At 53.3% G+C, this 23,149-nt stretch carries 19 protein-coding genes and 3 pseudogenes; 16 read left to right on the top strand and 6 right to left on the bottom strand.

Annotation, left to right across the window (positions count from 1 at the left end):
* The 7 genes and pseudogenes from GOV85_RS03485 (at nucleotide 1) to GOV85_RS03460 (ending at nucleotide 5,484) form a co-directional block, all read left to right on the top strand.
* Nucleotides 1–381, top strand: coding sequence for a VOC family protein (locus tag GOV85_RS03485; protein WP_171175027.1), 381 nt, complete (start codon nucleotides 1–3; stop codon nucleotides 379–381).
* An 80-nt stretch (nucleotides 382–461) separates the two neighbouring features.
* A pseudogene (locus tag GOV85_RS03480) lies at nucleotides 462–1,658 on the top strand (1-deoxy-D-xylulose-5-phosphate synthase N-terminal domain-containing protein); the annotation flags it as partial.
* A gap of 55 nt (nucleotides 1,659–1,713) precedes the next feature.
* Nucleotides 1,714–2,421 (top strand): IS6 family transposase, encoded by a 708-nt coding sequence (locus GOV85_RS03475; RefSeq protein ID WP_171175025.1) that lies wholly within the window; start codon nucleotides 1,714–1,716, stop codon nucleotides 2,419–2,421.
* A gap of 82 nt (nucleotides 2,422–2,503) precedes the next feature.
* A pseudogene (locus GOV85_RS21470) lies at nucleotides 2,504–2,665 on the top strand (IS6 family transposase); the annotation flags it as partial.
* Between the two features lie 483 nt (nucleotides 2,666–3,148).
* Nucleotides 3,149–3,763 carry a hypothetical protein gene (locus GOV85_RS03470; protein WP_171175022.1) on the top strand — a complete coding sequence of 205 codons (615 nt, stop codon included), beginning with the start codon at nucleotides 3,149–3,151 and terminating at the stop codon, nucleotides 3,761–3,763.
* Entirely contained in the window at nucleotides 3,757–4,686 is a 930-nt protein-coding gene (locus GOV85_RS03465; RefSeq protein ID WP_171175020.1) for a hypothetical protein, read from the top strand. Before GOV85_RS03470 ends, GOV85_RS03465 begins: the two co-directional genes overlap by 7 nt.
* A gap of 116 nt (nucleotides 4,687–4,802) precedes the next feature.
* Nucleotides 4,803–5,484: pseudogene (locus tag GOV85_RS03460) on the top strand (IS6 family transposase).
* Between the two features lie 363 nt (nucleotides 5,485–5,847).
* Here the strand turns inward: GOV85_RS03460 and GOV85_RS03455 are convergent.
* The gene (locus GOV85_RS03455; protein WP_171175018.1) at nucleotides 5,848–6,945 is read right to left on the bottom strand and encodes a hypothetical protein; all 1,098 of its coding nucleotides are present in this window, start codon (nucleotides 6,943–6,945) and stop codon (nucleotides 5,848–5,850) included.
* A 367-nt stretch (nucleotides 6,946–7,312) separates the two neighbouring features.
* Here GOV85_RS03455 and GOV85_RS03450 point away from each other — a divergent pair, with 367 nt between their 5' ends.
* Both GOV85_RS03450 and GOV85_RS03445 read left to right on the top strand, forming a co-directional pair.
* Nucleotides 7,313–7,690, top strand: coding sequence for a nuclear transport factor 2 family protein (locus tag GOV85_RS03450; RefSeq protein WP_171175016.1), 378 nt, complete (start codon nucleotides 7,313–7,315; stop codon nucleotides 7,688–7,690).
* A gap of 88 nt (nucleotides 7,691–7,778) precedes the next feature.
* Nucleotides 7,779–8,624 carry a universal stress protein gene (locus tag GOV85_RS03445; RefSeq protein WP_171175013.1) on the top strand — a complete coding sequence of 282 codons (846 nt, stop codon included), beginning with the start codon at nucleotides 7,779–7,781 and terminating at the stop codon, nucleotides 8,622–8,624.
* Between the two features lie 82 nt (nucleotides 8,625–8,706).
* Here the strand turns inward: GOV85_RS03445 and GOV85_RS03440 are convergent, their stop codons facing one another.
* Both GOV85_RS03440 and GOV85_RS03435 read right to left on the bottom strand, forming a co-directional pair.
* Nucleotides 8,707–9,270 (bottom strand): flavodoxin domain-containing protein, encoded by a 564-nt coding sequence (locus GOV85_RS03440; protein WP_171175011.1) that lies wholly within the window; start codon nucleotides 9,268–9,270, stop codon nucleotides 8,707–8,709.
* Between the two features lie 300 nt (nucleotides 9,271–9,570).
* Nucleotides 9,571–10,755 (bottom strand): ferric reductase-like transmembrane domain-containing protein, encoded by a 1,185-nt coding sequence (locus GOV85_RS03435; protein WP_254442955.1) that lies wholly within the window; start codon nucleotides 10,753–10,755, stop codon nucleotides 9,571–9,573.
* A 573-nt stretch (nucleotides 10,756–11,328) separates the two neighbouring features.
* On the opposite strand from GOV85_RS03435, the gene GOV85_RS03430 reads away from it, so the two are divergent.
* Nucleotides 11,329–12,921 carry a trypsin-like peptidase domain-containing protein gene (locus GOV85_RS03430; protein WP_171175001.1) on the top strand — a complete coding sequence of 531 codons (1,593 nt, stop codon included), beginning with the start codon at nucleotides 11,329–11,331 and terminating at the stop codon, nucleotides 12,919–12,921.
* On the opposite strand, the gene GOV85_RS03425 is transcribed toward GOV85_RS03430, so the two are convergent.
* Together GOV85_RS03425 and GOV85_RS03420 are read right to left on the bottom strand one after the other, a co-directional pair.
* Nucleotides 12,922–14,538 carry a hypothetical protein gene (locus GOV85_RS03425; protein ID WP_171174999.1) on the bottom strand — a complete coding sequence of 539 codons (1,617 nt, stop codon included), beginning with the start codon at nucleotides 14,536–14,538 and terminating at the stop codon, nucleotides 12,922–12,924. It abuts the gene before it with no gap.
* A 4-nt stretch (nucleotides 14,539–14,542) separates the two neighbouring features.
* Nucleotides 14,543–15,763 (bottom strand): APC family permease, encoded by a 1,221-nt coding sequence (locus GOV85_RS03420; protein ID WP_171174997.1) that lies wholly within the window; start codon nucleotides 15,761–15,763, stop codon nucleotides 14,543–14,545.
* A gap of 435 nt (nucleotides 15,764–16,198) precedes the next feature.
* Between GOV85_RS03420 and GOV85_RS03415 the strand changes: the two genes are divergently transcribed.
* Both GOV85_RS03415 and GOV85_RS03410 read left to right on the top strand, forming a co-directional pair.
* Nucleotides 16,199–17,824 (top strand): Na/Pi cotransporter family protein, encoded by a 1,626-nt coding sequence (locus GOV85_RS03415; protein WP_171174995.1) that lies wholly within the window; start codon nucleotides 16,199–16,201, stop codon nucleotides 17,822–17,824.
* 139 nt (nucleotides 17,825–17,963) lie between these two features.
* On the top strand, nucleotides 17,964–18,371 hold the full coding sequence (locus tag GOV85_RS03410; RefSeq protein WP_245223137.1) for a c-type cytochrome: 408 nt from the start codon (nucleotides 17,964–17,966) through the stop codon (nucleotides 18,369–18,371).
* 19 nt (nucleotides 18,372–18,390) lie between these two features.
* Here the strand turns inward: GOV85_RS03410 and GOV85_RS03405 are convergent, their stop codons facing one another.
* Complete coding sequence (locus GOV85_RS03405; protein WP_171174993.1) at nucleotides 18,391–19,548, bottom strand: cation:proton antiporter; 1,158 nt, start codon at nucleotides 19,546–19,548, stop codon at nucleotides 18,391–18,393.
* Nucleotides 19,549–19,674: 126 nt separating this feature from the next.
* On the opposite strand from GOV85_RS03405, the gene GOV85_RS03400 reads away from it, so the two are divergent.
* From GOV85_RS03400 to GOV85_RS03385, 4 genes are all read left to right on the top strand, one after another.
* Nucleotides 19,675–20,196, top strand: coding sequence for a phasin family protein (locus tag GOV85_RS03400; protein ID WP_245224412.1), 522 nt, complete (start codon nucleotides 19,675–19,677; stop codon nucleotides 20,194–20,196).
* Nucleotides 20,197–20,254: 58 nt separating this feature from the next.
* Nucleotides 20,255–20,662: a universal stress protein gene (locus tag GOV85_RS03395; protein WP_171174991.1), complete on the top strand. Its 408-nt coding sequence runs from the start codon at nucleotides 20,255–20,257 to the stop codon at nucleotides 20,660–20,662.
* A 422-nt stretch (nucleotides 20,663–21,084) separates the two neighbouring features.
* Entirely contained in the window at nucleotides 21,085–22,167 is a 1,083-nt protein-coding gene (locus GOV85_RS03390) for an MHYT domain-containing protein (RefSeq protein ID WP_171174989.1), read from the top strand.
* A 139-nt stretch (nucleotides 22,168–22,306) separates the two neighbouring features.
* Nucleotides 22,307–23,140, top strand: coding sequence for a xanthine dehydrogenase family protein subunit M (locus tag GOV85_RS03385; protein ID WP_171174986.1), 834 nt, complete (start codon nucleotides 22,307–22,309; stop codon nucleotides 23,138–23,140).
* Nucleotides 23,141–23,149: the final 9 nt, after the last annotated feature.

Genomic DNA, 23,149 nt, shown 5'->3' with positions numbered 1-23,149 from the left:
ATGCCTATCCGGCATCTGGATCACGTAAACGTCGTGACGGCCAAGCTGGACGAGATGGTCGCCTGGTACGAATCCGTTCTTGGGTTGCGTGCCGGGCATCGACCTGACTTCCCGTTCGGAGGAGCGTGGCTCTACGCCGGTGACGCGCCAGTGGTGCATTTGGTTCAAGAAACTGGTCAGGATCGCACCGGGTCGGAAGCCGCCCTAAAGCTGGAACATTTTGCGTTCTCGGCAACGGATGCTGCAGAATTCGAGAGAAGGCTTAGAGAATACGGCGATCCGTTCAAAAAGGTTGAGGTTCGAGGCGCTGGCCTCGTCCAGTTCCACATGTCCGATCCGGATGGGAACCATGTGCACGTGGACTTCGATCTGAACGAGTAGAATGACGAGGCAAACAAGTGATCGAGAACGCACACCATCTGAAGGTCATTGAGCAGCGTCTCTTGTGGCTCAGCCACTGGATGATCCACAACGCCAACCACATTCGCCCCAAGGCGGATGGGATTAAGGTTGGTGGGCACCAAGCGTCGTCTGCATCGATGGTGTCAATCATGACGGCGCTCTATTTCTCGGCGCTACGACCCGAGGACAGGGTGGCAGTGAAACCCCATGCGTCCCCGATCTACCATGCGATGCACTACCTGATGGGCAACCAGACCCGCGAGAAGATGGAGAACTTCCGGGGTTTTGGGGGCGTGCAGAGTTATCCCAGCCGCACCAAGGATATCGACGATGTGGATTTCTCCACCGGATCGGTGGGTCTCGGAGTTGGCATCACGGCCCTAGCTTCATTGGTTCAGGATTTCATCAAGGCCAAGGATTGGGGCAGTGACATTCCACTTGGTCGCATGGTCGCCCTAGTGGGCGATGCCGAGCTTGACGAAGGGAACGTTTACGAAGTCCTCCAAGAAGGCTGGAAGAACGGCCTTCGCAACACATGGTGGATCATTGACTACAACCGACAGTCTCTCGATGGGATCGTTCGGGAAGGCTTGTTCGAACGGGTTGAGAAAATCTTCGATGCCTTTGGGTGGGATGTCGTTCGTGTCAAATACGGTGCTTTGCAAAGGGCTGCCTTTGAAGAGCCGGGCGGCGAGAAACTGCGGGATTGGATCGACGCTTGTGAGAACCAAGAATACTCGGCGCTGACCTACATGGGTGGAGCCGTCTGGCGGCAACGGCTCATGGATGACCTCGGGGATCAGGGGGATGTGTCTGCCCTGATTGACCGCAGAAGCGACGATGAAATTGCAGTGCTGATGGAAAACCTAGGCGGCAACTGCGTAGAGACTATGGCCGAGACTTTTGCCGCCATCGATCATGATCGTCCTACCTGCTTTCTGGCCTACACGATCAAAGGTTGGGGTACGCCCATTGCTGGGCACAAGGACAACCACGGTGGATTGATGACGAAGGCCCAGATGGTCGAGTGGCAGACCCAGATGAGTGTGCCAGAAGGCCAAGAATGGGAGCCCTTCGCTACGGTCGAAGACGTTGAGGCTGTGCAGTCTTTCCTGGAGGAAGTTCCTTTCTTCAAGAAAGGCCAACGCCGTTATTCGGATGATCGGCTGCCGGTGCCCACAGTCACAATCGGCACCACAAAAGACACCTCTACCCAGGCCGCTTTCGGCAAAATACTCGATGAGCTGTCCAAGGGGTCTTGTCAGAAGAAGTTGTCTTGAGGCAGGAAGGACGGTCGCATAGTTTTTGTCTATGACCAAACCTGCCTCTTTCAAGTACTTTAAAACGAGTCCCGAGATCATCCGTCTTGCGGTGATGCTGTACATCCGTTTCCCGCTCTCGCTTCGGAATGTCGAAGACTTGTTGCACGAGCGAGGCATCGACGTGAGCCACGAAACCGTCCGATATTGGTGGAACAGGTTTGGTCCAATGTTTGCAGCTGAGATCCGACGGAAGCGTGTTCAGCACCTGCGCGCATTCTCGAAATGGAAGTGGCACGTGGACGAGGTTTTTGTGAAGGTGAATGGCAAGAGGCACTACCTCTGGCGGGCTGTAGATCATGATGGCGAAGTGCTGGAAGCAGTCGTCACCAAACGCCGAAACAAGCAGGCCGCATTGAAATTCCTCCGGAAATTGATGAAGCGCCATGGCTGTGCGGAAGAGATTGTGACGGACCGCTTCGCATCGTATCGGGCCGCTCTCAGAGAGCTTGGGGCTACCGAAAAACAGCAGACGGGCAGGTGGCTCAATAACCGCGTTGAGAATTCACACCTCCCGTTTCGAAGACGCGAACGCGCCATGCAACGTTTCAGGCGCATGCGAAGTTTGCAGAAGTTCGCCTCCGTCCACTCCTCTGTCTACAACCACTTCAACCAGGAAAGATCGCTTACTAGCCGAGAAACCTTCAAGCTGACACGCACCGTCGCTCTTGCCGAGTGGCGCGGTCTTTGTGCCGAATAAAGGACAGCTCTACTGGCCTAGCTGAGACTGGTTCGAATTTGTCTGACAGCACCCTTTCAAGTACTTCAAAACCAGTCCCGAAATCATCCGCCTTGCTGTGAAGCTGTACATCCGTTTCCCGCTTTCGCTTCGAAATGTCGAAGACTTACTTCACGAACGCGGGATCGATGTCAGCCATGAAACTGTCCGCTACTGGTGGAATAGGTTCGGTCCGATGTTTGCTGCTGAGATCCGAAGAAAGCGTGTTCAGTAGCTGCGCGCGTTGCCAATACATGTAATTGGCGAACTGACGGGTTTGAAAACCAGCGACTTCCAAGCATTTGATGTTGCAGGTGGTGAATTTGAAAGCATGGCCGCACGAAGAGAGGTAAACGGACCAGAAGATCTGGGCCTCTGATCAACAACATTCTGGAACAGCGATAAACGTGAGGGAAAAGTTCGCGCTAAACAACTGTTTTGGATTAAAAAAATTTAGCTCAGATTTTGCTGGTGAATGTTGGGGCGAGGGGCGGCTACGGAGACCCAACAATCAGGTGCGACCCTGATCAGAAGCGTTTCAAAGGGATTTTGAAGGCTGGCAGACGCACGTTTAGTAAACCCACAGCATTCAATAGAAATCGATTTGACACGTCTCCGCGTGTACCTTCCTGCAGAAGACTGATGGGCCGAGTTTTGGTTTCGAGCGCGCGCTGTGGTATGATTTCGTATTCAGATACGGGATTATGGTATGTTCGAAGGATTGAACCCCATTATCGTTTTCCGTATGTCCGAACGTCTGCTGCTGACCGCAATTGTTATCGTCGTGGCATTGGTCGTGCTCGTCGGCTTCTGGAAAACTGTGCAGCGAGTGACGCTGAAGGATGGCGGTTCGCTTGGCATCACGGGTTCAGTGGCGTTGTCTACGCCGGTCTTCGCACTGTTGGCGGTTATTCTCTACGCCTGGGTAAGCTTGTCGCACCCGATTTCCTACAGCGCGCCACCTCCTGCTAGTGAAGCCGTTTCCGGGCAGACCGCCGCTTTGGAAGCAACTGCTCCGGGTCAGTTCACGGGCGCTGTCAACACCCAAACGCATGACATCGCCGCGGCTGGGGTCAGCAGCTACGCGCGCCAGCGTGTCCGCCACCAGATTTGGACGCTCAACTGCCTGGCGGCCTCGACCACCGTACGTCCACCTGCGCAATCTGAACTGACAGAAATCAAGCTGAAGCTCATGCGAGAAGTTTGGGACAGCAATTGGGGTGCCGTGCTTCAGTTCGAAAACTGGGCGCGCAATCCCAACCTGGGCACCAATCCGACACCGGAAGCGATTGAATTCTTTGATGGAAAACACACCGGATGCTAAAGAAGGTCTTTTTCCTTTGGATTGTCACCGCGGGTTTTTCGACAGCCGAGGTCGTCTACAGCCCGGCAGAAATTCAACGTGTTCGAGAACGTACGGTCCCTTCGATCCAGTCTGTGATGTGGCAGGATATCGTGCCTCGCCTGCCATCCGAGTACAGAGCCCGTGCCAGCGACGTAAAATTGATATTTCCCGAACGCGGTCCGGGCCTGATGTCGTTCTATGCGGCACCTGCGAGGCAGGAGATCCATTTGCCGCTGACATCTTTGCGCTTCTATGACGACATCGCGACGTTGCACGCCTGGTTTGAGTCCCGCTCATGTCCGCAAGAGTACATTCAGACCTACCTGGCGGCGCTGCTTCGAGCCGATGAAAACCTGCCTGCGCCACTCGTCGCGTTTGGGCTGGATCGAGACAAGTTGTTCGCTGACAATTACACCTACGATCTCAGCGGAAAGATCTTTTCGTCAGGTGTGCAGTTTCTTTTGGCACATGAATTGGGGCATATCCTGCTTGATCATCGCACTGGGGTTGAGGGTGCAGAGAGTCAGCGGCAGGAAGCCGAGGCGGACACCTTTGCGCTTGATCATTTCGCGCGGCTGGGCGGCAATCCGATGGGCATCTTCTGGTACTATCAGGCTGCCTGGTGGCACGACCCGGCAAGCGAGAAAGGGCGGCGGGAGAATTCACATCCCGTTTCGGCAGAGCGTATTCGGGCGATGGCCACGAGGCTGATGGATAACCCAGGCGAATTCGCACATGGAGAGGCCGATCCTGCGCGTGAAGCCAATTTAATCTCTCAGCTAGGGATGATGACCGCGGCCTTCGCTGATCTAATAGATGACGACAGTTTCCTGAATTGGATCGCGCCTGCGATGTTCAATGATTTTCCAGTCTCCAACTTGCGCAACTCATGCCCGCATTAGGTGCTTTTTTAGAACTGGTCGGTATGCATAAAATTTCGTGGGGGCTTCGGAGCCAGAATGGTTTTGTCAGAAGAACTTTGCTTGAGCGGGGCAGGGCGGTTGCGTAGCATTTGCCCATGACCAGACCTGTCTCTTTCAAATACTTCAAAACCAGTCCCGAGGTCATCCGCCTTGCGGTGATGCTGTACTTCCGATTTCCGCTCTCGCTTCGGAATGTCGAAGATCTGCTGCATGAGCGAGGCATCGACGTAAGCCACGAAACTGTCCGATATTGGTGGAACAGGTTTGGCCCGATGTTTGCATCAAAGATCCGAAGAAAGCGTGTTCAGCACCTGCGCGCCTTCTCCAAATGGAAGTGGCACGTGGACGAGGTCTTTGTGAAAGTGAATGGCAAGCGGCATTATCTTTGGCGGGCCGTTGATCACGAAGGTGAGGTGCTTGAGGCCGTCGTTACGAAGCGTCGAAACAAAGCCGCAGCACTGAAATTCCTCAAGAAATTGATGAAGCGGCACGGTTGCGCCGAAGAGATCGTCACAGATCGCTTCGCTTCCTACAAGGCTGCGCTCAGAGAAATGGGCGCGCTTGAAAAACAGCAGACGGGCAGGTGGCTCAAAAACCGCGTCGAGAATTCGCACCTGGTTTCGACGACGCGAACGCGCGATGCAGCGTTTCAGGCGCATGCGAAGTCTACAGAAATTCGCCTCCGTCCTTTCCTCTGTCTACAACCACTTCAACCAGGAAAGATCGCTAGCCAGTCGAGACACCTTCAAGCTGACCCGCGCCGCCGCTCTTAGCTAGTGGCGTCAACTTTGTTCCGGATAGGTCCGCGGTTTCCGCAGCAAACTGAGACTGGTTCGAATTCGTCTGACAGCACCGCCACTCATACCTGTCTCACTTCAGTTGTGTTTTCTGATCCGGAATTGTACCGCAATTCCCGCGAGTGTCTTGCCAGAAAAACTTGTCTTGGGACAGACAGGTGCCTTTCGCAGCCTTCGCGAATGATTGAGCAATCGCCATTCAAGTAATTCAAAACCAGTCCAGAGCTGTTAAGAGTGATAATCTGGCCCCGGTGTTGACCAGGTATTTCGATTTGTTCGAAGAGGCTTAATGCTGCCTCGATGAACTGTCAGAGACCGGGTGGCATTCCTCCGACAACATGGATTAGACAGCAAGCGGAGCTATTCCACCTGCGAATGAAGCCAAAATGGGTGCAACGATTGCCAGCCCTGTGCGCAAGATCTCACCCACACCTTCTTTCAACCCGTGCGCAGTTTTCCAGTCTTCGATATCAAAACTCTGTTTGTTCATCTCACCTTTGCTGACCATGAGGCTAAGGTTTTTAATCCTGCTATCCAAAATCAGCGCGACCGGAAGGTAGAAACTCAGCATAAGCAGACAAAAATAAGTTCCGGTAAACAGCGCCGATGCTGTGATGAGCGAACTGTACGCGGCTTTTTCAGTTTCTGAGATCAAAGGCAGAGGCCAATACATCCAGCTCGACGCAAAGAACATTCCAAAGGTCAGAACCAGACTGGACAAGTATAGCTGCTGCCGCATCTGGTTAAGGCTTCTGGCTAGTTCTGCAGCTGTTTCTTCAACACTTTCGTGATCACTGCTCGCCAGGCACAGGATCATACCAACTATCAGTGAACCGACCGCAAGTCCGGCGAGCGCGTTGATGATATCCAACACCCGCATAAACATTGTAAAAACAGGTATCTCTCCGCACGTGCCCAAAAGCCATTGATCGTCAGGTTCTAAACACCCTGGCAGCGTTCCAAGTGACAGCGCCGTTTCGAAGACAGCTTTCCCGACCTGGTGGTAAATTCGAGGTGTGGCCGAAGTCATATATTGTTCGATAGTTGGGACCACCGCTAGCGTGAATATGGCAAGTACCGTGGCAATTGCAGCAATTCTTGTTTGTTGCGCCATTGGTTTTGCCAAGTTGCGGACAAGCAGAGCCACTGCCAACACGGCAAGAGACGCAAAAAACCAAGACGCCGCAAGAAACCGAAATCGGCCAACGGCTTCCAGCCACGTAACTTCATCATTCAGGATTTCGAGCGGCACGTTCAAATCTGTTGCAATCAGGTGATGGTGGATCAGCTCATGCAAGCCGAAAATGAAAACCGGCACCAATGCTATTGAAAAATAACGCAGTTCTACACGACTGTTAGACAAGTCCGACCTCTTGCGTTGCTGAAAGTAAAAAAGGAAACCATAGCACATATTGCTGCTGTCGGCACCGATCTCAGACACGATTACCTGAGGGACCTTTGTTTCAGAAACTAAAGGGAAACTTTTTTGCTCGCTTTTCAGCTCGAATTATTTGATTGGCGGTCTTGCCGGAGGAACTTGGATTGAGGCGGGCAGGGTGTCCGCAACCATTTCAATCGGAAAGGATCGTTCTGCAGCCGAGACACTTTCAAGCTGACTCGTGTCCCGCGATCACTTAGTGGCGCGGTCTTCGCGCGACCAAAAATTCAGCCGTTTTGCCCTAATTGAGAGTGGTTCGCGTTCGTCTGGCAGCACCCACGTGACAGCTCCGTCGATAAGCTCATTGATCCTTGTCAAGATTGGCGGGGTCAACGCGTGTTACAGTGTGTGCCAAAGCAATGAGGTGGATATGGAAGACTTAGTTGAAATCGGAAGATCATTCGTTCAGGCCATGCGTGAGCGCAGGGGCCTTGCAAGTGTTGATGAAATGTATGCCGAAAATGCACAGTCGATAGAGGCAGTTGTGCCTCCTGTTCGACAATTTCGCGTTACAAAAGGCCGGGAAGGCATCAAGGGAAAAAGAGAAGATTGGTTGGCATCGCACGAAATACAAGAACTCGATGTGGATGGTCCTTACGTCCACCCACCCAACCGTTTTGGAGTGCGGTTCAGGGCTGAAGTGGTTCAGAAGGCCACAGGTGAGCATATAACCTTGCGTGAGATAGCGGTGTATTCAGTGGCAGAAGGCAAGATCGTTCTCGAAGAGTTCTTCATGATGCCGAAGTAAGAAGAACGATCAGCAATATTGCCTCTGTGTTGATTGAAATAGCGCGTTCAACCCCTGAGCGTTGTGAAGCCTAGTACGGAGGCCAAGGATGCAACACAGAACTTCGACGTATTATCTGGGAGTTAATACGGACGATGCGCGCATTTTGGAATGTGCCGAAGCAGCACGTAACCAGAACGGTCATTTGACGTGTATTTTGGTTGCCGCTTTACCCAACCTACCTTACCTAAAGTATGGCTCAAACAGGTTCGTTGAGGCCGGCCTTCCTTCAAACTGGTTGGATCTTCTGAAGGCTAAAAACGTAGCCTTAAAGTCTCGAGCTGCTGAGGTTGAAGCGCTTCTGGAGCGACAAGGTGTGTCGACAAAAGTAATCGCCTTTATCGGATCTGGATTAGAGTTACAGCACCTTGTGGCACAGCAAGCCAATAGCTCGGATATCGCTTTTCTAGACGCCGAATTGAGAAAAGACCCCGACTTGTTTCATAGGATTGCGTGCGGAGTACTGTTCCATTCACCAATCGCCTTGATGATAAATGGGGATCCGTTTGTCCGGCGCGACTGCATTTTTCTGGCATGGAATGATGGCTTGCCTGCCTCTAGGGCTGCGCATTTAGCTTTACCCTTTCTTCGCGCAACCAGCAAAGTTGTGATTGGGTGTTTTGATTTGCCGCCGCCTGACGACTTAGAAGGTCAAGTGCGCGGAACTGACATTGCTGGATGGCTCAGCCATCATGGGTGCAACGTGACCGTGTCGCAGTTCCCGCGTGGCGGGAATTCAATCGAGCACTGCATTCAAACGCGCGCGCGAGAAATTGGGGCCGACCTGGTTGTGATGGGTGCTTATGGGCATTCCTATATGCGTGAATCAATTTTTGGAGGAACGACGCAAGCAATGTTAGAGCAGACTGGGATGCCAGTGCTTTTCGGGCACTGAAAATACAAGCCGACGACTGAAATTTAGCTGGGCAGCCACAGCTTGCAGTCTTTTTTGTGAAATGCGGGGCAGTTGATGTTCTTTAAGACTTAACCTGCGATTGATGCTGGTCTGCCTGACCTTTTTCACTCAGGAAATCCAACACAATTGACGTGAGTTCGTCCCAATCAGTGAATTCCCGCGCCCCATCTCGTGGATCGATTTTCCGCCCCAGCAAAACAACGTGTCGGAGGATTTCTCTCTCAAAGTACCCATAGTTTTCGGGCCTCACCGCACCCGCAATCAAAGCGGTAGCGTCAGGTTGGAAACCTGTTCGCAACAGCATTTCGGTAAGATAGTCGCGCGCTTCTTCACGACCCGAAGCAAATGCTGCTTTCAGACCAACGGACAGCACAAGAGATTTTCGTTTCTCTAAGGTATCCCTGTGTGAGGAGATAAAAGCCTCGAATGACTCGGGGTGCCGTCGCTCGTGGACAGGAGCCAGAAGAATGACCTTGACCACATCACCCAGTGACACGCGGTCGGACATTTTGTCGGTATTGACCAGATTTGTGTTGAAACCGGCTTCCTTGGCAATTTTACCGACGAACCGCGCGATCTTTGCGGTCTGACCTTCGACTGTAGCGAAGGCTATGAGTACGGTCATTCCGATCCTCCCATAAATCGGCCTGAATAGATCCTAGAATATGAATGAATGGTGCGTGTTTGCCCTTGATCTCAATCAAAAGCGTTTTCCGGATCAATGAGGTGGTGTTGTGGCACATTTTTTCTGCGCTCAGTACGGCGTGAACAAAGACGCTTTGTGATGGCTTAGTTCAGCCACTCAACGCTAAATGGTCTGCTTTGCTATCGCAGAGAAAAGGCCAAAACAGCGAAGCAAATTAAAGTATTGATGACCCAGAAAGCCAATCTTAATCGTCGCCGCGCAGTTTGGTTTCTGAACCGATCAACCATAGTCGAACCTTTCGGACAGAATCCGCTCTGACGAAGCTCCTCGGGCGATCAGGTGTTCTTCGACACTGTCCATCATTGCAGTTGGGCCGCAGAGCACAAACAGCCAGTTCTCAAAATGCTCCGAGGACAAGTTGCGGTCCAAAAGAGGACCGTCGATCAAACCTGTTTCTCCTTGCCAATCCTTTGGGGGTTCGGAAAGAACAAACACCGCGTCCTCTTTGGACAGCTCCTGGCGATAAACAATCTGTTCCTCGGCCCGGTTGCCATAGATGAGCTTTAGATCGTGTTGTGTTCCGTTAAGCCTGACTTGACGCAGAATGCTCAGCATCGGTGCTATCCCGACACCACCTGCGATCAGAACGACGCCTTTCTCAGGCTTGTTTTTAATCGACAAGTTTCCGTGAGGGGCGTCCAGGTATGCGTGGGTCTGCAAAGTGATCTGTCCGAGATTGCGTGTGAAATCCCCAAGCTCTTTTATGACAAATGAAACTTCGGGGCCGTCGGCTGGTGCTGAACTGATTGAAAATGGGTTCTCGTTTAACGAGAAAGCACTGTGGCCGACGTTGAGCCAGGCAAACTGACCTGCTTCGAAGGTTATTCCTTTGTGACCATTGGGCTTGAGGCGCAATTCCCATTGCCTCGGTGTCAGTCGAGACACAGAAGTGACGCGCCACGGGTTTTTCCTCTGACGCAAAGGGCGAACCAGATAGACATATTGAAGAGTTCCCACCGCAACACTGCTCAGTGCCAGCCAGAAATAGGTCAGTGACGGATGTCCGCCGTAGCGTCCGGCATACACCGTATGGTGCAAAAGCAAGCAGGCCAGCACTAAGGCGCCCAGTCCGTGCAAGAAGCGCCATGTCTCGTACTTGTATTCAAGGGATTTGCGCGCAATCGCCGAGACGACCAGTATGAACAGCAAGAAGTAAGCCCCGATACCCGATGCCAGGGTGGAAAGGTCGGTTGTAATCGTCAGTTGATGCGTCACGTCCCAAGGGCGGTGTCCACCAGTGGGTGTACCCTGATACAGAAGCGGATGTATCAAAGCAAAGCCCAATGCGGTGCGCGCCATCAGTTGATGCACTCGCATTGTCACATCCATACCCAAACTGGAAGAAATGAATCTAAACCTTCCAGACAACAGGAATTCCACCAGGATTATTGAAAAAGCAAGCATTCCAAGTCCGGAAGCAAGCTCTTGATGAAAGGACCGCGGGGACCAGCCCAAAAAACCAGAAATACCCAATGGGGCTAGGATCAGCAAAACGTAGACCAGTACCAAGAACGGCCATTTCATACGGATTTGCTCCGCGGTTCTATAAGTGGGCAACTCGAACTCATTAAATTCAAACGGTAGGCGGACCTGTGAATCCGATCAAGACTTCTGAAATTATTCGTTCCTGTGGGGCGACGGGGCTGTCTGTTGGCGGGTTGTTCTTCATTCATCAAGCCCGGTAGGTGCGCTCAATGCTGTCAATGCCAAGAGTGAATGCTTGCGCAAGATCAAGGTCTGAGACGGTGTTTGCTGCCGCAGTGTTGTGCGCGAAATCGAACCAAGGAAAGACGGCGCAGAGGGTTGGCCATCGGTAAATTCTCTTTGAGTTGCGGTCCGGAAGCAAGGACGGGAATGAACTTGGTCAGAGATTGCAAGAGTCTAATTAGATTGGAAAAATTTATTGCGCGAGCGGTACGATGAGTTTCGTGCTGAGGCGTGTTAGAATGCGTACACGCGTCAAGAGAGGTGGTCGAAATGCGCAAGCCGGGCGAGAATGGTGTCGCGCCCTCGAGTACTGTTGACAGAAGGGAAGTGCGGGCTTTCTTAGAGAGCCTCACCGGACCATCGCGTGGTAACGTAAACTGGCTTGCTGACAATGCTCTGACCGTATCTGTTGGTGAAGGCAGAGCGTTAAGCGTTCGCCCCAAAGACGACCTGCCCCCGCATGATAACGATATCGCCACCCTTCAATGGGCAGATGACGGATATGCGATAAACGTGTCAGCGGGACGAAATGTGTGGGTGAACGGGCAAGAAATCTCTTCAACGCTGCTTGTTCATGGCGACATGATCGAGTTCGGCGAAAAAGGTCCGATGTCTCGGTACAGGTTGTGCAATCACTCGTATCCTGTTCGCCATACGGTTGAAGATATCCTCAGTGATGCATACGCCTATACTCGTACTAGCCGGCGACCGTTCGCCAAGAAAATGTCTGGCGCGTTGCGCGACAGCGGGCGTCGGCTTGTGTCCCAGACCACATTTCTGTTCAGGATCACAGTCGTAGCTGCGCTGCTTGTGATCTTAGGCTTTGGGTTCCTGCTTTACCAAAACGACAGACGCTTGGCGGACAGCATCGAACAGGAATCCCGTAAGATCGAAGCGGTTGCAATTATGCTTGCACAGACTCGGGAAGACGCACTCACGCCCAAGGATTTGGCCTCGTTGCGAGAAGCATTCGAAAGCCAAGTTTTGTCGGCTGAGCAGCGATTAGGGACGCTGGAACACAGAGCAGGAGCGCCAACCCGAGTGATCGCAGCTTCGACTCGATCCGTCGCTTTTATTCAGGGCGCTTATGGGTTGCGGCACTTGGAAAGCGGGAAGCTTTTGCGGCATGTATTGGGGCCGAACGGAGAAAAGCTGAAAACCCCTTTAGGCCAGCCTTTGATTGAACCGGGTGCGATGGGCGAACCCGCTGAATTTCAGTTCACCGGCACCGGCTTTCTGTTGGAAGGGGTTCCGTTAATGGCCACCAATCGTCATGTCGCTTTACCTTGGACTTCGGGAGACAGAGAGCAAACTCTGAAAGACGCGGGCCTTAGGGCAGAAATGTTGAGGTTGTTGGCCTATCTGCCGGATCAAGCTGAACCAATAGACGCTCAATTGGAAAGGTTCAGTGAAATGGCAGACTTGGCGATATTGGCAGTTGATCCAGGTAAGGTACACGGCTTGGGGATGCCGTTGGCAGATGCCGCTCCGCAGGCCGGAGAAGAACTGTACTTGCTGGGATACCCAACAGGTTTAAAGGCTTTGATCGCCCAAGCGGGGCCGGGCTTTTTGGAAACGCTTGAGAAAGATGGAACCCTGAATTTCTGGTCCATAGCGTCTCAGCTGTCTGCGCAAAGCAAAATCCAACCCCTCGCCAGCCGGGGGATCGTTGCGCGGACCAGCTCGGGTGCCATCGTCTATGATGCTGAAACCACAACCGGCGGAAGCGGAGGGCCTGCGCTCAATCGGCGAGGAGAGGTCGTTGCCATCAACGCCGCGATCCTGCCTGAGTTTGGGGGTTCGAATATTGGTGTTCCAGTGGCACATCTCAAAGCTTTGCTGAGAGAGGTCGAAAGCCAGTAATCACTCGCTCGTTTGGAAGCGAGAGCTTTGAACAAAGAACACTGTCACCAGCGGAACGATCACTGAGATCAACGCGACTGAGATCAGCAAGTATCCAAGCTGACTGTAGTCTGCGGTAGAGGTGACAGCGCCAGTTTCTGGATTTGTGACAGCGCGAGTGACGATAAATGTTTGGTTGAGGTATTTGGTGCCGAGACTGCTTGCCGACAATGCCATGTTGGTAAACGATGCCATCACTGCAAAGAAAGTCGCCTTTAACTGAACGGGAGCATTGCGCGCGATCCAAGCCAACATCGGGACCATAGCGATCTGTCCGAGTGGAGACTCAACAGCGGTGTCGAGAATGGCAATAAATCTTGCGTCTACAATTCCGCCGGTTCGCTCCGCTGTCCATTCATGAATGCCGTAGTAGAGAGCAAGGTTAGGCAGGGCGAGTATGCCTGCCGCGATTGTCAGCAATATCACTACATGCGCAATCGAGCGGTTCGCCATGAAGGGGCGCAAAACGATTAATCCGAGCAACGCCAGCAGTGACGTTAACAAAGCCAAGATTGCAAGGAACTGTTCATCGAACCCCAGTTCATCGATTTCGAACCAAGTCAGACCAGGCCCAGGGAGAGGCACAGCGCGAAACACAAAAATGATTGTGGCCGTTCCAATCAGAGCCTTGGCCTGAGCCGGTTCCAACTCTTTCAGCAGACGCGACATAAGGTACAGGATCACCGTCAGGGAAACGGCAAAGACTGTTTCTTGCGCAAATTCGAAGTCCGCGGTTCCCAGTACAATGCTGAGAACAACGAATGCGAGGCCGCCGAGTAATATGGACCACTTGACTTCGGTGGCGCCCTCTGGCGCGTGTGTCGGGTGGCCCCGCCGGATGCGCTGCCGCTGTATCAAGCTGTGAAGAACAACGCCGCTCACGGACAACACCGGGATTGCCAGCGCTATCAGGTAAACCTGGCCATAAAGCGCGAGGCGATCGGATTTTTGAAGGTTTTCTGTTCCAGAGAAAATCCAGATGTTCACAGCCGCAACCGCCGCAAACCCGGAAATGATCGCGACTCTGCCCAGAGTTTGCATTGTTGTGTGCTGTGCACGGGTTTCTTCAGGCGTAAACGGTTGGCCGTGCTGGTCAACCGTTGGAACCGCCTCGACCGTCATGGCGTCAGCAACGACATCCTGAATGGCATAGCCCGAGGGTGCCAACAGCAGCGCAACAACATACCAGTCTTCCAGCGGCATCGTGGATGCCATCTGCGCGGGTGCTACCACGAGCCGATACATGATGAGCAACGATAACGCGATGAGGGACGCGCCAAACAGGATCAGCAGGGATTTCCAGCGCCAAAACAGGTCCACGACATGACCAAGCGGCATTTTAAGAATCCAAGGGATACCCGCCCAAAACGCGAGCCCTGCAACGAATGAGGCGGACAAGTTGAGATAGTCTTTCAAAAAAAAGGCTCCGACGACCGAGGTCAGCCCTGATACACCCGCCGCGAAGTAGACCATCAAAGGCGGCAGATAGGACCATTGCAGCTGCTGAGCCAGATCCACGAAGGTTCTGTGCCACCAGACTGAAAGGCGCAATCCTATGGACGGTCGACTGGTAGTCATATGGCTAGAGAAACCCTGCTCCGAAGAGCATTGTGCTTGTGATGACTCCAAGGATGGGCACGAAAAGTGGAACTTTGAAGTGCTCTTTAGTATCGCTTGGCTTCATCTTCAGCAGGATCAGCGCGATGTTGACAAGCACAAAGACGCCCAGAACGATCTGAGACGTCCGTTCAGCCAGAATACCTATCGGCAACGTTTGGGTTAGCAAAACGATGATCGCCACGACCAGCAAAGTAGCGACAACCGGTGTCTGCGTTGCTTGAGGTACTGTTGCCAGGACTTTCGGCAGGTGATCCCTGTCAGCAAGCCCGTAGATCACCCGTGATGACATGATCATCTGGATTAGTACCCCATTGACCGTCGCCACAATCGCGACTGCAGAAAAGCCTTGTTTGATCACCTCAGGCGCATTTGAAAACACAAGCGCAAGTGGTGCCGAGGACATTGAAAGAATATCAATTGGAACAACAAGCAGAACTGTCATTGAGGTCCCAAGATACAACACGGTCGCCAGAACCAGCGTTAGCAAAATAGCCTTTGGGATGGTGTGTACCGGGTCTTTAACCTCTTCTGCGACATTGGCCATGTCTTCAAAGCCAACAAAGGCAAAGAAGGCGAGAAGCGATGCTGCAAAAATGCCTCTCCACGCGTCAAGTTCAAGCGGGGGAAGCATTGAACTGATCCTGTATCCTTGCGGATCCTGAATGGTCATGCCCCAGCCAATCACAAAGAGAAGACCTGCGATTTCGATGATCGTAATGATTGCTGCAACGAGAACCGACTCCGTTATTCCCCAAAGTGCAATAGCGCCCATGATCAATACTACGCTGATGGTCAGTAAAGGGATGGCTAAGCCGGTCAATGCGTGCAGATAGGATGCTGCGCCAATTGCAACGGCCGACGCGGAGATAACGCCCGAGGCTGCCACCGCAAGTCCAACGAAAACCGCCATCCATTTTTTCTGGAACCCCGCCTCAACATAGGCTGCTTCACCAGCACTCACAGGAAATCGTGTTGCGAGCTCTGCATAAGAAAGCGCGGTTAGTGATACGACGAGCGCGGCTACAACGAATGACAACGCCGCGAAAGGTCCGGCAATGTCTGCTGTTGCACCGACTAAAACGTAAATGCCAGCTCCTACCGTTACGCCAAGGCCATAAAGCGTCAGCAACGGGGTCGTAAGGGCCCGTTTAAGTTTCTGTTCTTTGGGATCAACAGAGTTCATAGGCGCTTTTCACCGACTGGTCTGTTTGTCTGTTGCCAATAATGCCATTCTCCTTACGGTTAGCGATTTGCGGCTCACCTTGTCCCCGCAGTTGAATCCATCGAATTCGATTTGTCTCAACGTTCGGGCGAATTGGGCGCCAATAAAAAATTCGGGGCTCGCCATCACTTTTGCCGAGCCCCGTGGGTGGAACTTCCACTCCTCCAAAATTCCGTTCGCCTCTTTGTTTGGTTTGGGGACAGGTCGGCGAACGTAGACTACGCTAAAACATTCTTATTTCACTATGTGAATCTTGTTGCTGCTTTGATCTATATCAACCAACGCGTCACATCGGGTCTGCAAGGCTGAAAGTGGGCCGCAGTCTGTTGCTCGCGGCCCTGAGGGTACAGCGAACGTGCCCGTCGTACATTGGCTAAGCGTGGCAAGTTGTTTGTGATGTTCTGGAACCTATTACCAGCATTTGGCGGCATCGGTCTCTTCCTGGTTGGAATGCTGTTGATGACGGACGGGTTGAAGGCATTGGCTGGTGCGCGGCTGCGCGATGTTCTGAGCAAGTTCACGTCCACGCCTCTTACGGGTGCGGTGACCGGCGCTGTCACGACAGCTGCAATACAGTCGTCCAGTGCAACCACTGTCGCGGCCGTGGGCTTTGTCGCGTCTGGTTTGCTCACGTTCCCGCAAGCGCTTGGGATCATCTTTGGAGCCAATATCGGAACGACCATGACAGGTTGGCTGGTCGCGCTTTTGGGGTTCAAGCTGGACCTTGGGCAAGCGATGTTGCCTGTTGTTTTTGTTGGCGCATTGTTCGCGCTTTCGGGCAGGAAAGCGGTTTCTAACTTTGGGCTGGCGTTAGCCGGGTTCAGCTTGGTTTTCATAGGAATCGAACAACTCAAGTCCGGCCTGGACGCATTTCGTGGCGTAGTTACGCCTGCTGATTTTCCACCAGATACACTTCTAGGCAGGCTGAAGCTTGTCTTGATTGGTGTCCTGATCACGATGGTGACGCAGTCTTCGAGCGCCGGTGTCGCCACGGCCTTGGCGGCACTGAGCGCTGGTGCTGTGAGCTTCCCTCAAGCGGCGGCGTTGGTCATTGGAATGGATGTGGGTACGACGTTTACGGCCGTTCTGGCTACTTTGGGCGGGGGCACGATGGCCCGCCGAACCGGTTCTGCCCATGTGATCTACAACGTGATGACAGGAGTAATGGCGTTTTTTTTGCTGGGGCCATTTACTTCGGTCTTTGTAAGCGGGGCGGGGGCCCAAAACTCTTTGACCGCGCTTGTGGCATTCCACAGTTTCTTCAACGCCTTGGGGGTGGTTTTGATCCTGCCGTTCGCCAAGCCGTTTGCCAGATTTGTCGAGGCGCTTATACCCGATCGAGGAGCTGAGCTAACAAAATCTTTAGATCCGCTCGTGCTAGGGTTGCCGGAGATAGCGGTGGATGCGGCAAAAGCCTCAGTCGATCAAATTGTGCTGGCCGAAGTGGCGCACCTTCGGTCGTGTATGGGTGTGCGGCTGCCAGGCGAAACCGACTACGGGCGGGACAGCATTGAGACGGCCTTGGCCGAAGCGCGCGCGTATCTAGACAAGATAGAGCTTTCCCGCGAGTCCGATGTCGAGATTTCCAGGATCAAAGGTATGTACCACATACTCGATCATCTGGATCGGTTGCTTTACCGATGTAGCCAAGTTGACAGGATCAGCGAGTTACCAAAAGACCGGCGTTTGAAACGGCTTGCTTTGGTGGTGATTGCGGCAACTGACAGTTACTTAAAAATCGATGACCAAGAGGAATGTGAAAACACGCTGAACCGTGTTCGTCGCTTTCTGCGACGACAGAGGAAACTTCGCAGAGACTTGCTCATTTCCGACGCTGCGACTGACAGTTTGCCGGACGAGGTGGTCTGGGCTCGGTTGGATTCTCTGAGATGGATGCATCGAGTGTCTTATCATCTTTGGCGAATTCGCTGGCATTTGAATGCACTGGAAGGAGCCTCCTTTGGAGGCAAGCGTGGCGAGGTCCATGCCGAGGCTGCGAAGTCGGAGGTCGACGCAGATTAAATCAGGCATGTGCTCCAACGCTATAAAGCTGAAACACCAGCGTTCGTCTTGGCGCATACAACATGAGCGAGGTCAAAGAAGTTTCTTAAGTATGCCATTTAATGGGACCATCATCGGAAGCAGCGAATTGGAGGAGCAAATGCAGTTATTTCACGGGGTATTTTTGACGCTGTTCGTCACCGGCTCTGCACTGGCGCAGGACGTAAGTGTGAGCGACGGAAGCGATTTGTACCGGACGTATTGCTGGCAATGCCACGGTTTCGAAGCGACTGGCGATGGGCCGATGGCCGAAATGCTTGCTATTCAAACACCTGACCTCACCAAGTTGGCGGCCGAAAACGGCGGCGTGTTTCCGATAGATCGCATAGCTCAGCAGATTGACGGTCGCTCGCAATTGCTTGCGCATGGGGGCGAAATGCCAATCTTCGGCGCGGTTTTTGAGACGGACCAACAGATCGCTGTCGCTTTGCCTAATGGCCAACCTATGATGGTGGGCCTGCCGCTGGCGAATTTGCTCGTCTTTCTTGAATCGGTTCAGGCTGAATAGGCTCCGAACGAGCGTGCAGCTACTCGGTATCCGCGGTGCGTCTGATCGACATAAGCGTCAGTGGCGGCCCAAACACTTCAAATGCCACCGTACTGGCCAAGGTAAAGGCCATTATGGATGCCGCCCAATTTGGAAACTGTTCCCCGGCGACCAAAGCCATCCCCACTGCAACCCCTGCCTGCGGCAGTAAAGCGGGGCCACACCAGTAAGCCTGACGGCGTGGTAAGCCTCCTAGTCTTGCGCCACAAAAGCCGCCCACAAGTCGTGCAATGGTTCGTAAAAGCAAGAAAAGGGCTCCGGCCCAGCCCATCAAGCCAAAAGCCTCAATATCCAATGAGGCTCCGGCCAGCAGGAAGAACAGGATCATGAATGGCCATTGAATGTGCTCGATTTCGTGAAAGGCTCGGTCATGGTGGCGGGCAAGGTTCCCGATCACGGCTCCGGCGACCATGCCTGTTACAAGGAACGAAACTTCCAGCCAGAGCGAAAGACCCGCTGTCAGAAAGACGATCCCCACCGCTTCGGCCTGCATTGGTTCACCTGGCTTTAATCGACCGGTCAGGTAAGCGGACGGAATGCCCAACACGCCGCCCAGAACAATTGCGCCCCCGAAATCCCAGATCGCTGTGGTCGTGACGGTGGCCCAACCGTCCGAATGACCGGCCAGAACCAAGGCGATGCTGAAAACGATCAGACCCCAAGCATCATCAATTGCGACAACGCCCTTTAAGGTCTCGGTGAAATTGTTGGATACCCCAGACTGTCTAATTACGTCTGTCATGGCAGCCGGAGCCGTAGCTGTAGCAATTGCCGCCAATACGAACGCCAACCCGAAAGGTACGCCAATTGCGGTCAGTCCAACCGACACAATAATGAGGGTGGCAACCACGATCGAAATGGAAATTGCCAGAATAGCCCGGCCATGTCGAACAAGGTTCTCGCGGGTTAAGGACCCTCCAAGAAGAAACGCAACCATGGTCAAAGCCACGATGGATACCTCATCGAACCACATTGCAACGTCAAGCGGGATCAACCCCATTCCGGCGTTCCCGGCGATCATGCCGAGGAAAAGTAAGGTCGTAACCCGAGGAAGATGCGTGGCCCGACCAAGCTGATCAGCCACCAATCCGGCAAGGAAAAGGACGCCAAGAGTAATCAGAAAACCCGCAATGTTCATTTGAAACCAAGCGTTAAGTTCTTGCTTGATCTACTTTAACTCCAATCCTGCCATCTAGGAACCGATGTCGAAAGGTTAGGAGTGTTCTCTCGCGGCGTAAGCCAGGAAGTATGAAAACAAGGAATATTGATCTGTATTAAGGCGAAAGCTCGCTGCAGGTGGGACAATGGGTCATCAGGGAATGAGGAGGAATTTTCGATGTCGACAAAGAAATCTAACCCTAGGCACCCGGCTTCACTGATGGACGTATTCAAGCAAATGCAGCCGCCCGTTTCTGGCAATCCAGCTTTCGGTGCCCAGATCGAACAGTTTTGGGACGCGCAAGAAAAAATGTTAGAAGAAACAGAAGCCTTTGCGCAGCATTGGTTCGAACGGCGTCACGAGGCGGTCCGGACGGCCCTGCAAGCTGCACGTAAAGTATCTTCCGCCAACCCGTCTGAACCGACAAAAGCCCTTCAGAGCATGACGGAATGGCAACGCCATTCGGTTGAGCGGTTGGTTGCTGATGCTCAGGAATGGTTCGAAACTGTGGCCCGTTGTGCCGCATATGTCGCGGAAACCGAAGCTGAAGCTGTCGAGAAAACCGTTGATGATGTTGCGACCGCAACGAAGAGTGCTGGCAAATCATCGAAGTCTGAACCTGTGTAGGTTTCCTGCTGTCGCAAATTTCAGGCTGACGTCGATGGAGCTGTAGATAGGAGACCAAATGTATAAGAACATCCTGATCCCGGTTGCTCTGGACCAAGAGCACGACACGCGCGCGTCCTTTGAGGCGGCGCGCCAATTGGCCGATGAGGACGCTGTTTTCACTGTGATACACGCCCAGGAACCAATCCCGGCCTATGTAGGGTCTCAGATTCCAAGTGAGGTGCTTGCGAACACGCGGCATGAAATCCTGGAAAACCTACATCAGACGGCCTCTGAGATTCCAGGAGCGAAGACGCGACTCATCTCGGGTCAAGCAGGTAGAGCGATCGTTGATTTCGCGAACGAGAACGATGTGGATTGCATTGTTTTGGCATCGCACAAGCCCGGTTTCGAGGACATATTCCTCGGATCAACCGCAAACAGGGTTGTGCATCATGCGAAATGTTCGGTTCACGTAATTCGCTGATCCAGAGTGGGTTGGGTCACGTCGAAAGAACTTAACTAATGGCGAGCGAGAGGCTGTCGTAGCTTGCGCGTATAAAAAGCTAATCGCCAATCAAGTTTTTGTAACCCGCTCCGAGAAAATCCGTTTTGCAGTGATGCAGTACGGTCTGTCCCCATTGTCGCTTCGAAAAGAAGAAGGTTTGTTGTACGAGCGTGTGGTCTAAGTGAGCCATGGGAATGCACGATGCATGTGAATTCGCTTGATCGTACTACTGTTTCGCGGTGACACAATCCTGGCAAGGTGTGAAAAAGCACTTAGTTGAAGGGGCTTACGCTGGTAAAATTGGTCTGAGAGCGCTTTTCACAGTTTGGCCAGACTAGATTGTACCGGGAATTCCTGTTTGCTAACGTCAAGCACGCGCTGGGGAGGGCGTGGACACCCGAATGTTGGACTATTCGCACAATGTGTGGCTCGTGGCAGCGTCTCTGGCCGTGGCGCTGATGGCTGGGTTTACCGGCCTCTATCTGACTCATGGCGCGTCTCGCCTGGACACGCAGCGGCGCAAACTTGTGGTCGCTCTGGCAGCAGTTATTCTGGGTGGTGGTATCTGGTCGATGCACTTTGTTGCCATGCTGGGCCTGCAACTGCCGATCCTGTTCTACTATGATGCCTTGATCACTCTGATTTCCGCGCTGGTCGCAATCCTAATGGTTGGGCTGGCGCTGTTGTTGCTGCATTTTCGCCCACGCACGCCACAGACGATGATTGGATCAGGGATGATCGTTGGGCTGGGGATTGTGTTGATGCACTATATTGGCATGGCCGGAATGCAGCTGTGTAGTCCTGTATATAATGTTCTGGATGTATTCGTGGCGACACTGGCTTCGGTGATCCTGTCCGTGGCGGCCATCTGGGTCGCTTATGGAAACCGCACACAGCGCAACATATTGCTTGGGACAGTGTGCTTTGGGCTGGCTGTATTTACCATGCATTTCGTAGCAACCGGTCTGACCGACTTTGTCGCAAGCGACAGCGTCGGTGGTGCAGGGCCTGCGTTGGACAATCAGGTTCTGGCGATGGGCGTGACCGTTTCGGTGTTTCTGATATGCGGGGCGTTTCTGTTGACAGGCATCTCGTTTATTGAGCCCACGGAAACACCCAAGCCCGAACCCGCCTCGGAACCGGCCGCATTTCGCGCCGGTGTTCCGTTCGAGCGAGAAGGTCAGACCTTTTTTACAGAACCTGCAAAAATCGCAGCCATCAGGGCCGAGGGGCATTATTCTGTTCTCTATATGGGTGCCGAAAAACTGTTTTGCCCTTGGTCGATAACCGAGGCCGAAACGCGACTAAAGCCAGATGGTTTTTTACGCGCTCATCGCAGTTATCTGGTGAACCCCAAACACGTCTCAGGCTTTGAGCGTCACAAGGACAACGGCACATGTTATTTCGACGGTGTCGACGCCCTGATCAAAGTCCCGGTAAGCCGTTCCCGTCTGACGGATATTCGCGAGGCGCTCGGTCTCTGATCGCAGTTCGTGCAGCTTATTCGCATTTCGTGAAACAAGCCGCGCGCTCTGTTGTTCGCTGCTGGAACGGCTGGCTGCATAGCTCTCTCCTTTCCCCAGGTCCCCCAAGGCATATCGCTCGGACCCAGGGAGGAAAAACATGATACCAGCCGGTTTTGAGTATCACCGGCCAGGCGACATCGCCTCGGCCATTGGCATTTTGCAGGAGCACGGAGATGAGGCGCGCGTGATCGCGGGCGGGCACAGCCTGATCCCGATGATGAAGCTGCGCATGGCCGAGATGGGCCATCTTGTCGATTTGCAGGCTATCGACGAACTCAAAGGGGTCAAGATCGGTTCCGACACGGTGTCCTTGGGGGCGATGGTGACGCAGCACGAGATGATTACGCATGACGGTCTGGCCTCGGCAATCCCTTTGATCCGCGAAGCTGCTTTGCAGATCGCCGATCCTCAGGTGCGGTACATGGGCACCGTTGGTGGCAACGTGGCCAATGGGGATCCTGGCAATGACATGCCGGGTTTGATGCAATGCCTGAATGCCACGTTCGAATTGTCGGGGCCTGACGGCAACCGCAGCGTAGCCGCCCGTGATTTTTATGAGGCCGCATATTTCACTGCGCGCGAAGATGAAGAGATCCTGACCCGGATTTCAATACCTGTTCCCGCTGCCGGCGTTGGGCAAGCCTATGAAAAGCAAAAGCGCAAGATTGGCGACTATGCGACGGCCGCTGCCGCGGTGATGTTTGGGCAGGGAACCGCTTCGGTTGCAATGACCAATCTGGCCGACACACCCATTTGGTCCGCAGACGCGAGCACCGCTCTCGCAGGTGGTGACGTCGAGGGCTGCGTTGCCGCTATGCTCGATGCGATCGATCCCGTCGCCGATAATCGAGGACCCGTTGAATTCAAGAAACACGTGGCCGCCGTAATGCTGCGCCGCGCCATCGACCGTGCGCAAAGCCGCGCAGGGTGAGGAGAGAAA

Source organism: Ruegeria sp. HKCCA4633 (genome assembly GCF_013034605.1).
Taxonomy (GTDB): domain Bacteria; phylum Pseudomonadota; class Alphaproteobacteria; order Rhodobacterales; family Rhodobacteraceae; genus Ruegeria.
The sequence above is the reverse complement of the archived record's forward strand: the minus strand, read 5'-3'. Positions and strand labels throughout refer to the sequence as shown.

What these genes read in the sequence shown, in the direction of transcription:
- GOV85_RS03485 (WP_171175027.1), top strand. Translation starts at nt 1, where the DNA reads ATGCCTATCCGGCATCTGGATCACGTAAACGTCGTGACGGCCAAGCTG.
- GOV85_RS03475 (WP_171175025.1), top strand. Translation starts at nt 1,714, where the DNA reads ATGACCAAACCTGCCTCTTTCAAGTACTTTAAAACGAGTCCCGAGATC.
- GOV85_RS03470 (WP_171175022.1), top strand. Translation starts at nt 3,149, where the DNA reads ATGTTCGAAGGATTGAACCCCATTATCGTTTTCCGTATGTCCGAACGT.
- GOV85_RS03465 (WP_171175020.1), top strand. Translation starts at nt 3,757, where the DNA reads ATGCTAAAGAAGGTCTTTTTCCTTTGGATTGTCACCGCGGGTTTTTCG.
- GOV85_RS03450 (WP_171175016.1), top strand. Translation starts at nt 7,313, where the DNA reads ATGGAAGACTTAGTTGAAATCGGAAGATCATTCGTTCAGGCCATGCGT.
- GOV85_RS03445 (WP_171175013.1), top strand. Translation starts at nt 7,779, where the DNA reads ATGCAACACAGAACTTCGACGTATTATCTGGGAGTTAATACGGACGAT.
- GOV85_RS03440 (WP_171175011.1), bottom strand. Translation starts at nt 9,270, where the DNA reads ATGACCGTACTCATAGCCTTCGCTACAGTCGAAGGTCAGACCGCAAAG.
- GOV85_RS03435 (WP_254442955.1), bottom strand. Translation starts at nt 10,755, where the DNA reads ATGCTTGCTTTTTCAATAATCCTGGTGGAATTCCTGTTGTCTGGAAGG.
- GOV85_RS03430 (WP_171175001.1), top strand. Translation starts at nt 11,329, where the DNA reads ATGCGCAAGCCGGGCGAGAATGGTGTCGCGCCCTCGAGTACTGTTGAC.
- GOV85_RS03425 (WP_171174999.1), bottom strand. Translation starts at nt 14,538, where the DNA reads ATGACTACCAGTCGACCGTCCATAGGATTGCGCCTTTCAGTCTGGTGG.
- GOV85_RS03420 (WP_171174997.1), bottom strand. Translation starts at nt 15,763, where the DNA reads ATGAACTCTGTTGATCCCAAAGAACAGAAACTTAAACGGGCCCTTACG.
- GOV85_RS03415 (WP_171174995.1), top strand. Translation starts at nt 16,199, where the DNA reads ATGTTCTGGAACCTATTACCAGCATTTGGCGGCATCGGTCTCTTCCTG.
- GOV85_RS03410 (WP_245223137.1), top strand. Translation starts at nt 17,964, where the DNA reads ATGCAGTTATTTCACGGGGTATTTTTGACGCTGTTCGTCACCGGCTCT.
- GOV85_RS03405 (WP_171174993.1), bottom strand. Translation starts at nt 19,548, where the DNA reads ATGAACATTGCGGGTTTTCTGATTACTCTTGGCGTCCTTTTCCTTGCC.
- GOV85_RS03395 (WP_171174991.1), top strand. Translation starts at nt 20,255, where the DNA reads ATGTATAAGAACATCCTGATCCCGGTTGCTCTGGACCAAGAGCACGAC.
- GOV85_RS03390 (WP_171174989.1), top strand. Translation starts at nt 21,085, where the DNA reads ATGTTGGACTATTCGCACAATGTGTGGCTCGTGGCAGCGTCTCTGGCC.
- GOV85_RS03385 (WP_171174986.1), top strand. Translation starts at nt 22,307, where the DNA reads ATGATACCAGCCGGTTTTGAGTATCACCGGCCAGGCGACATCGCCTCG.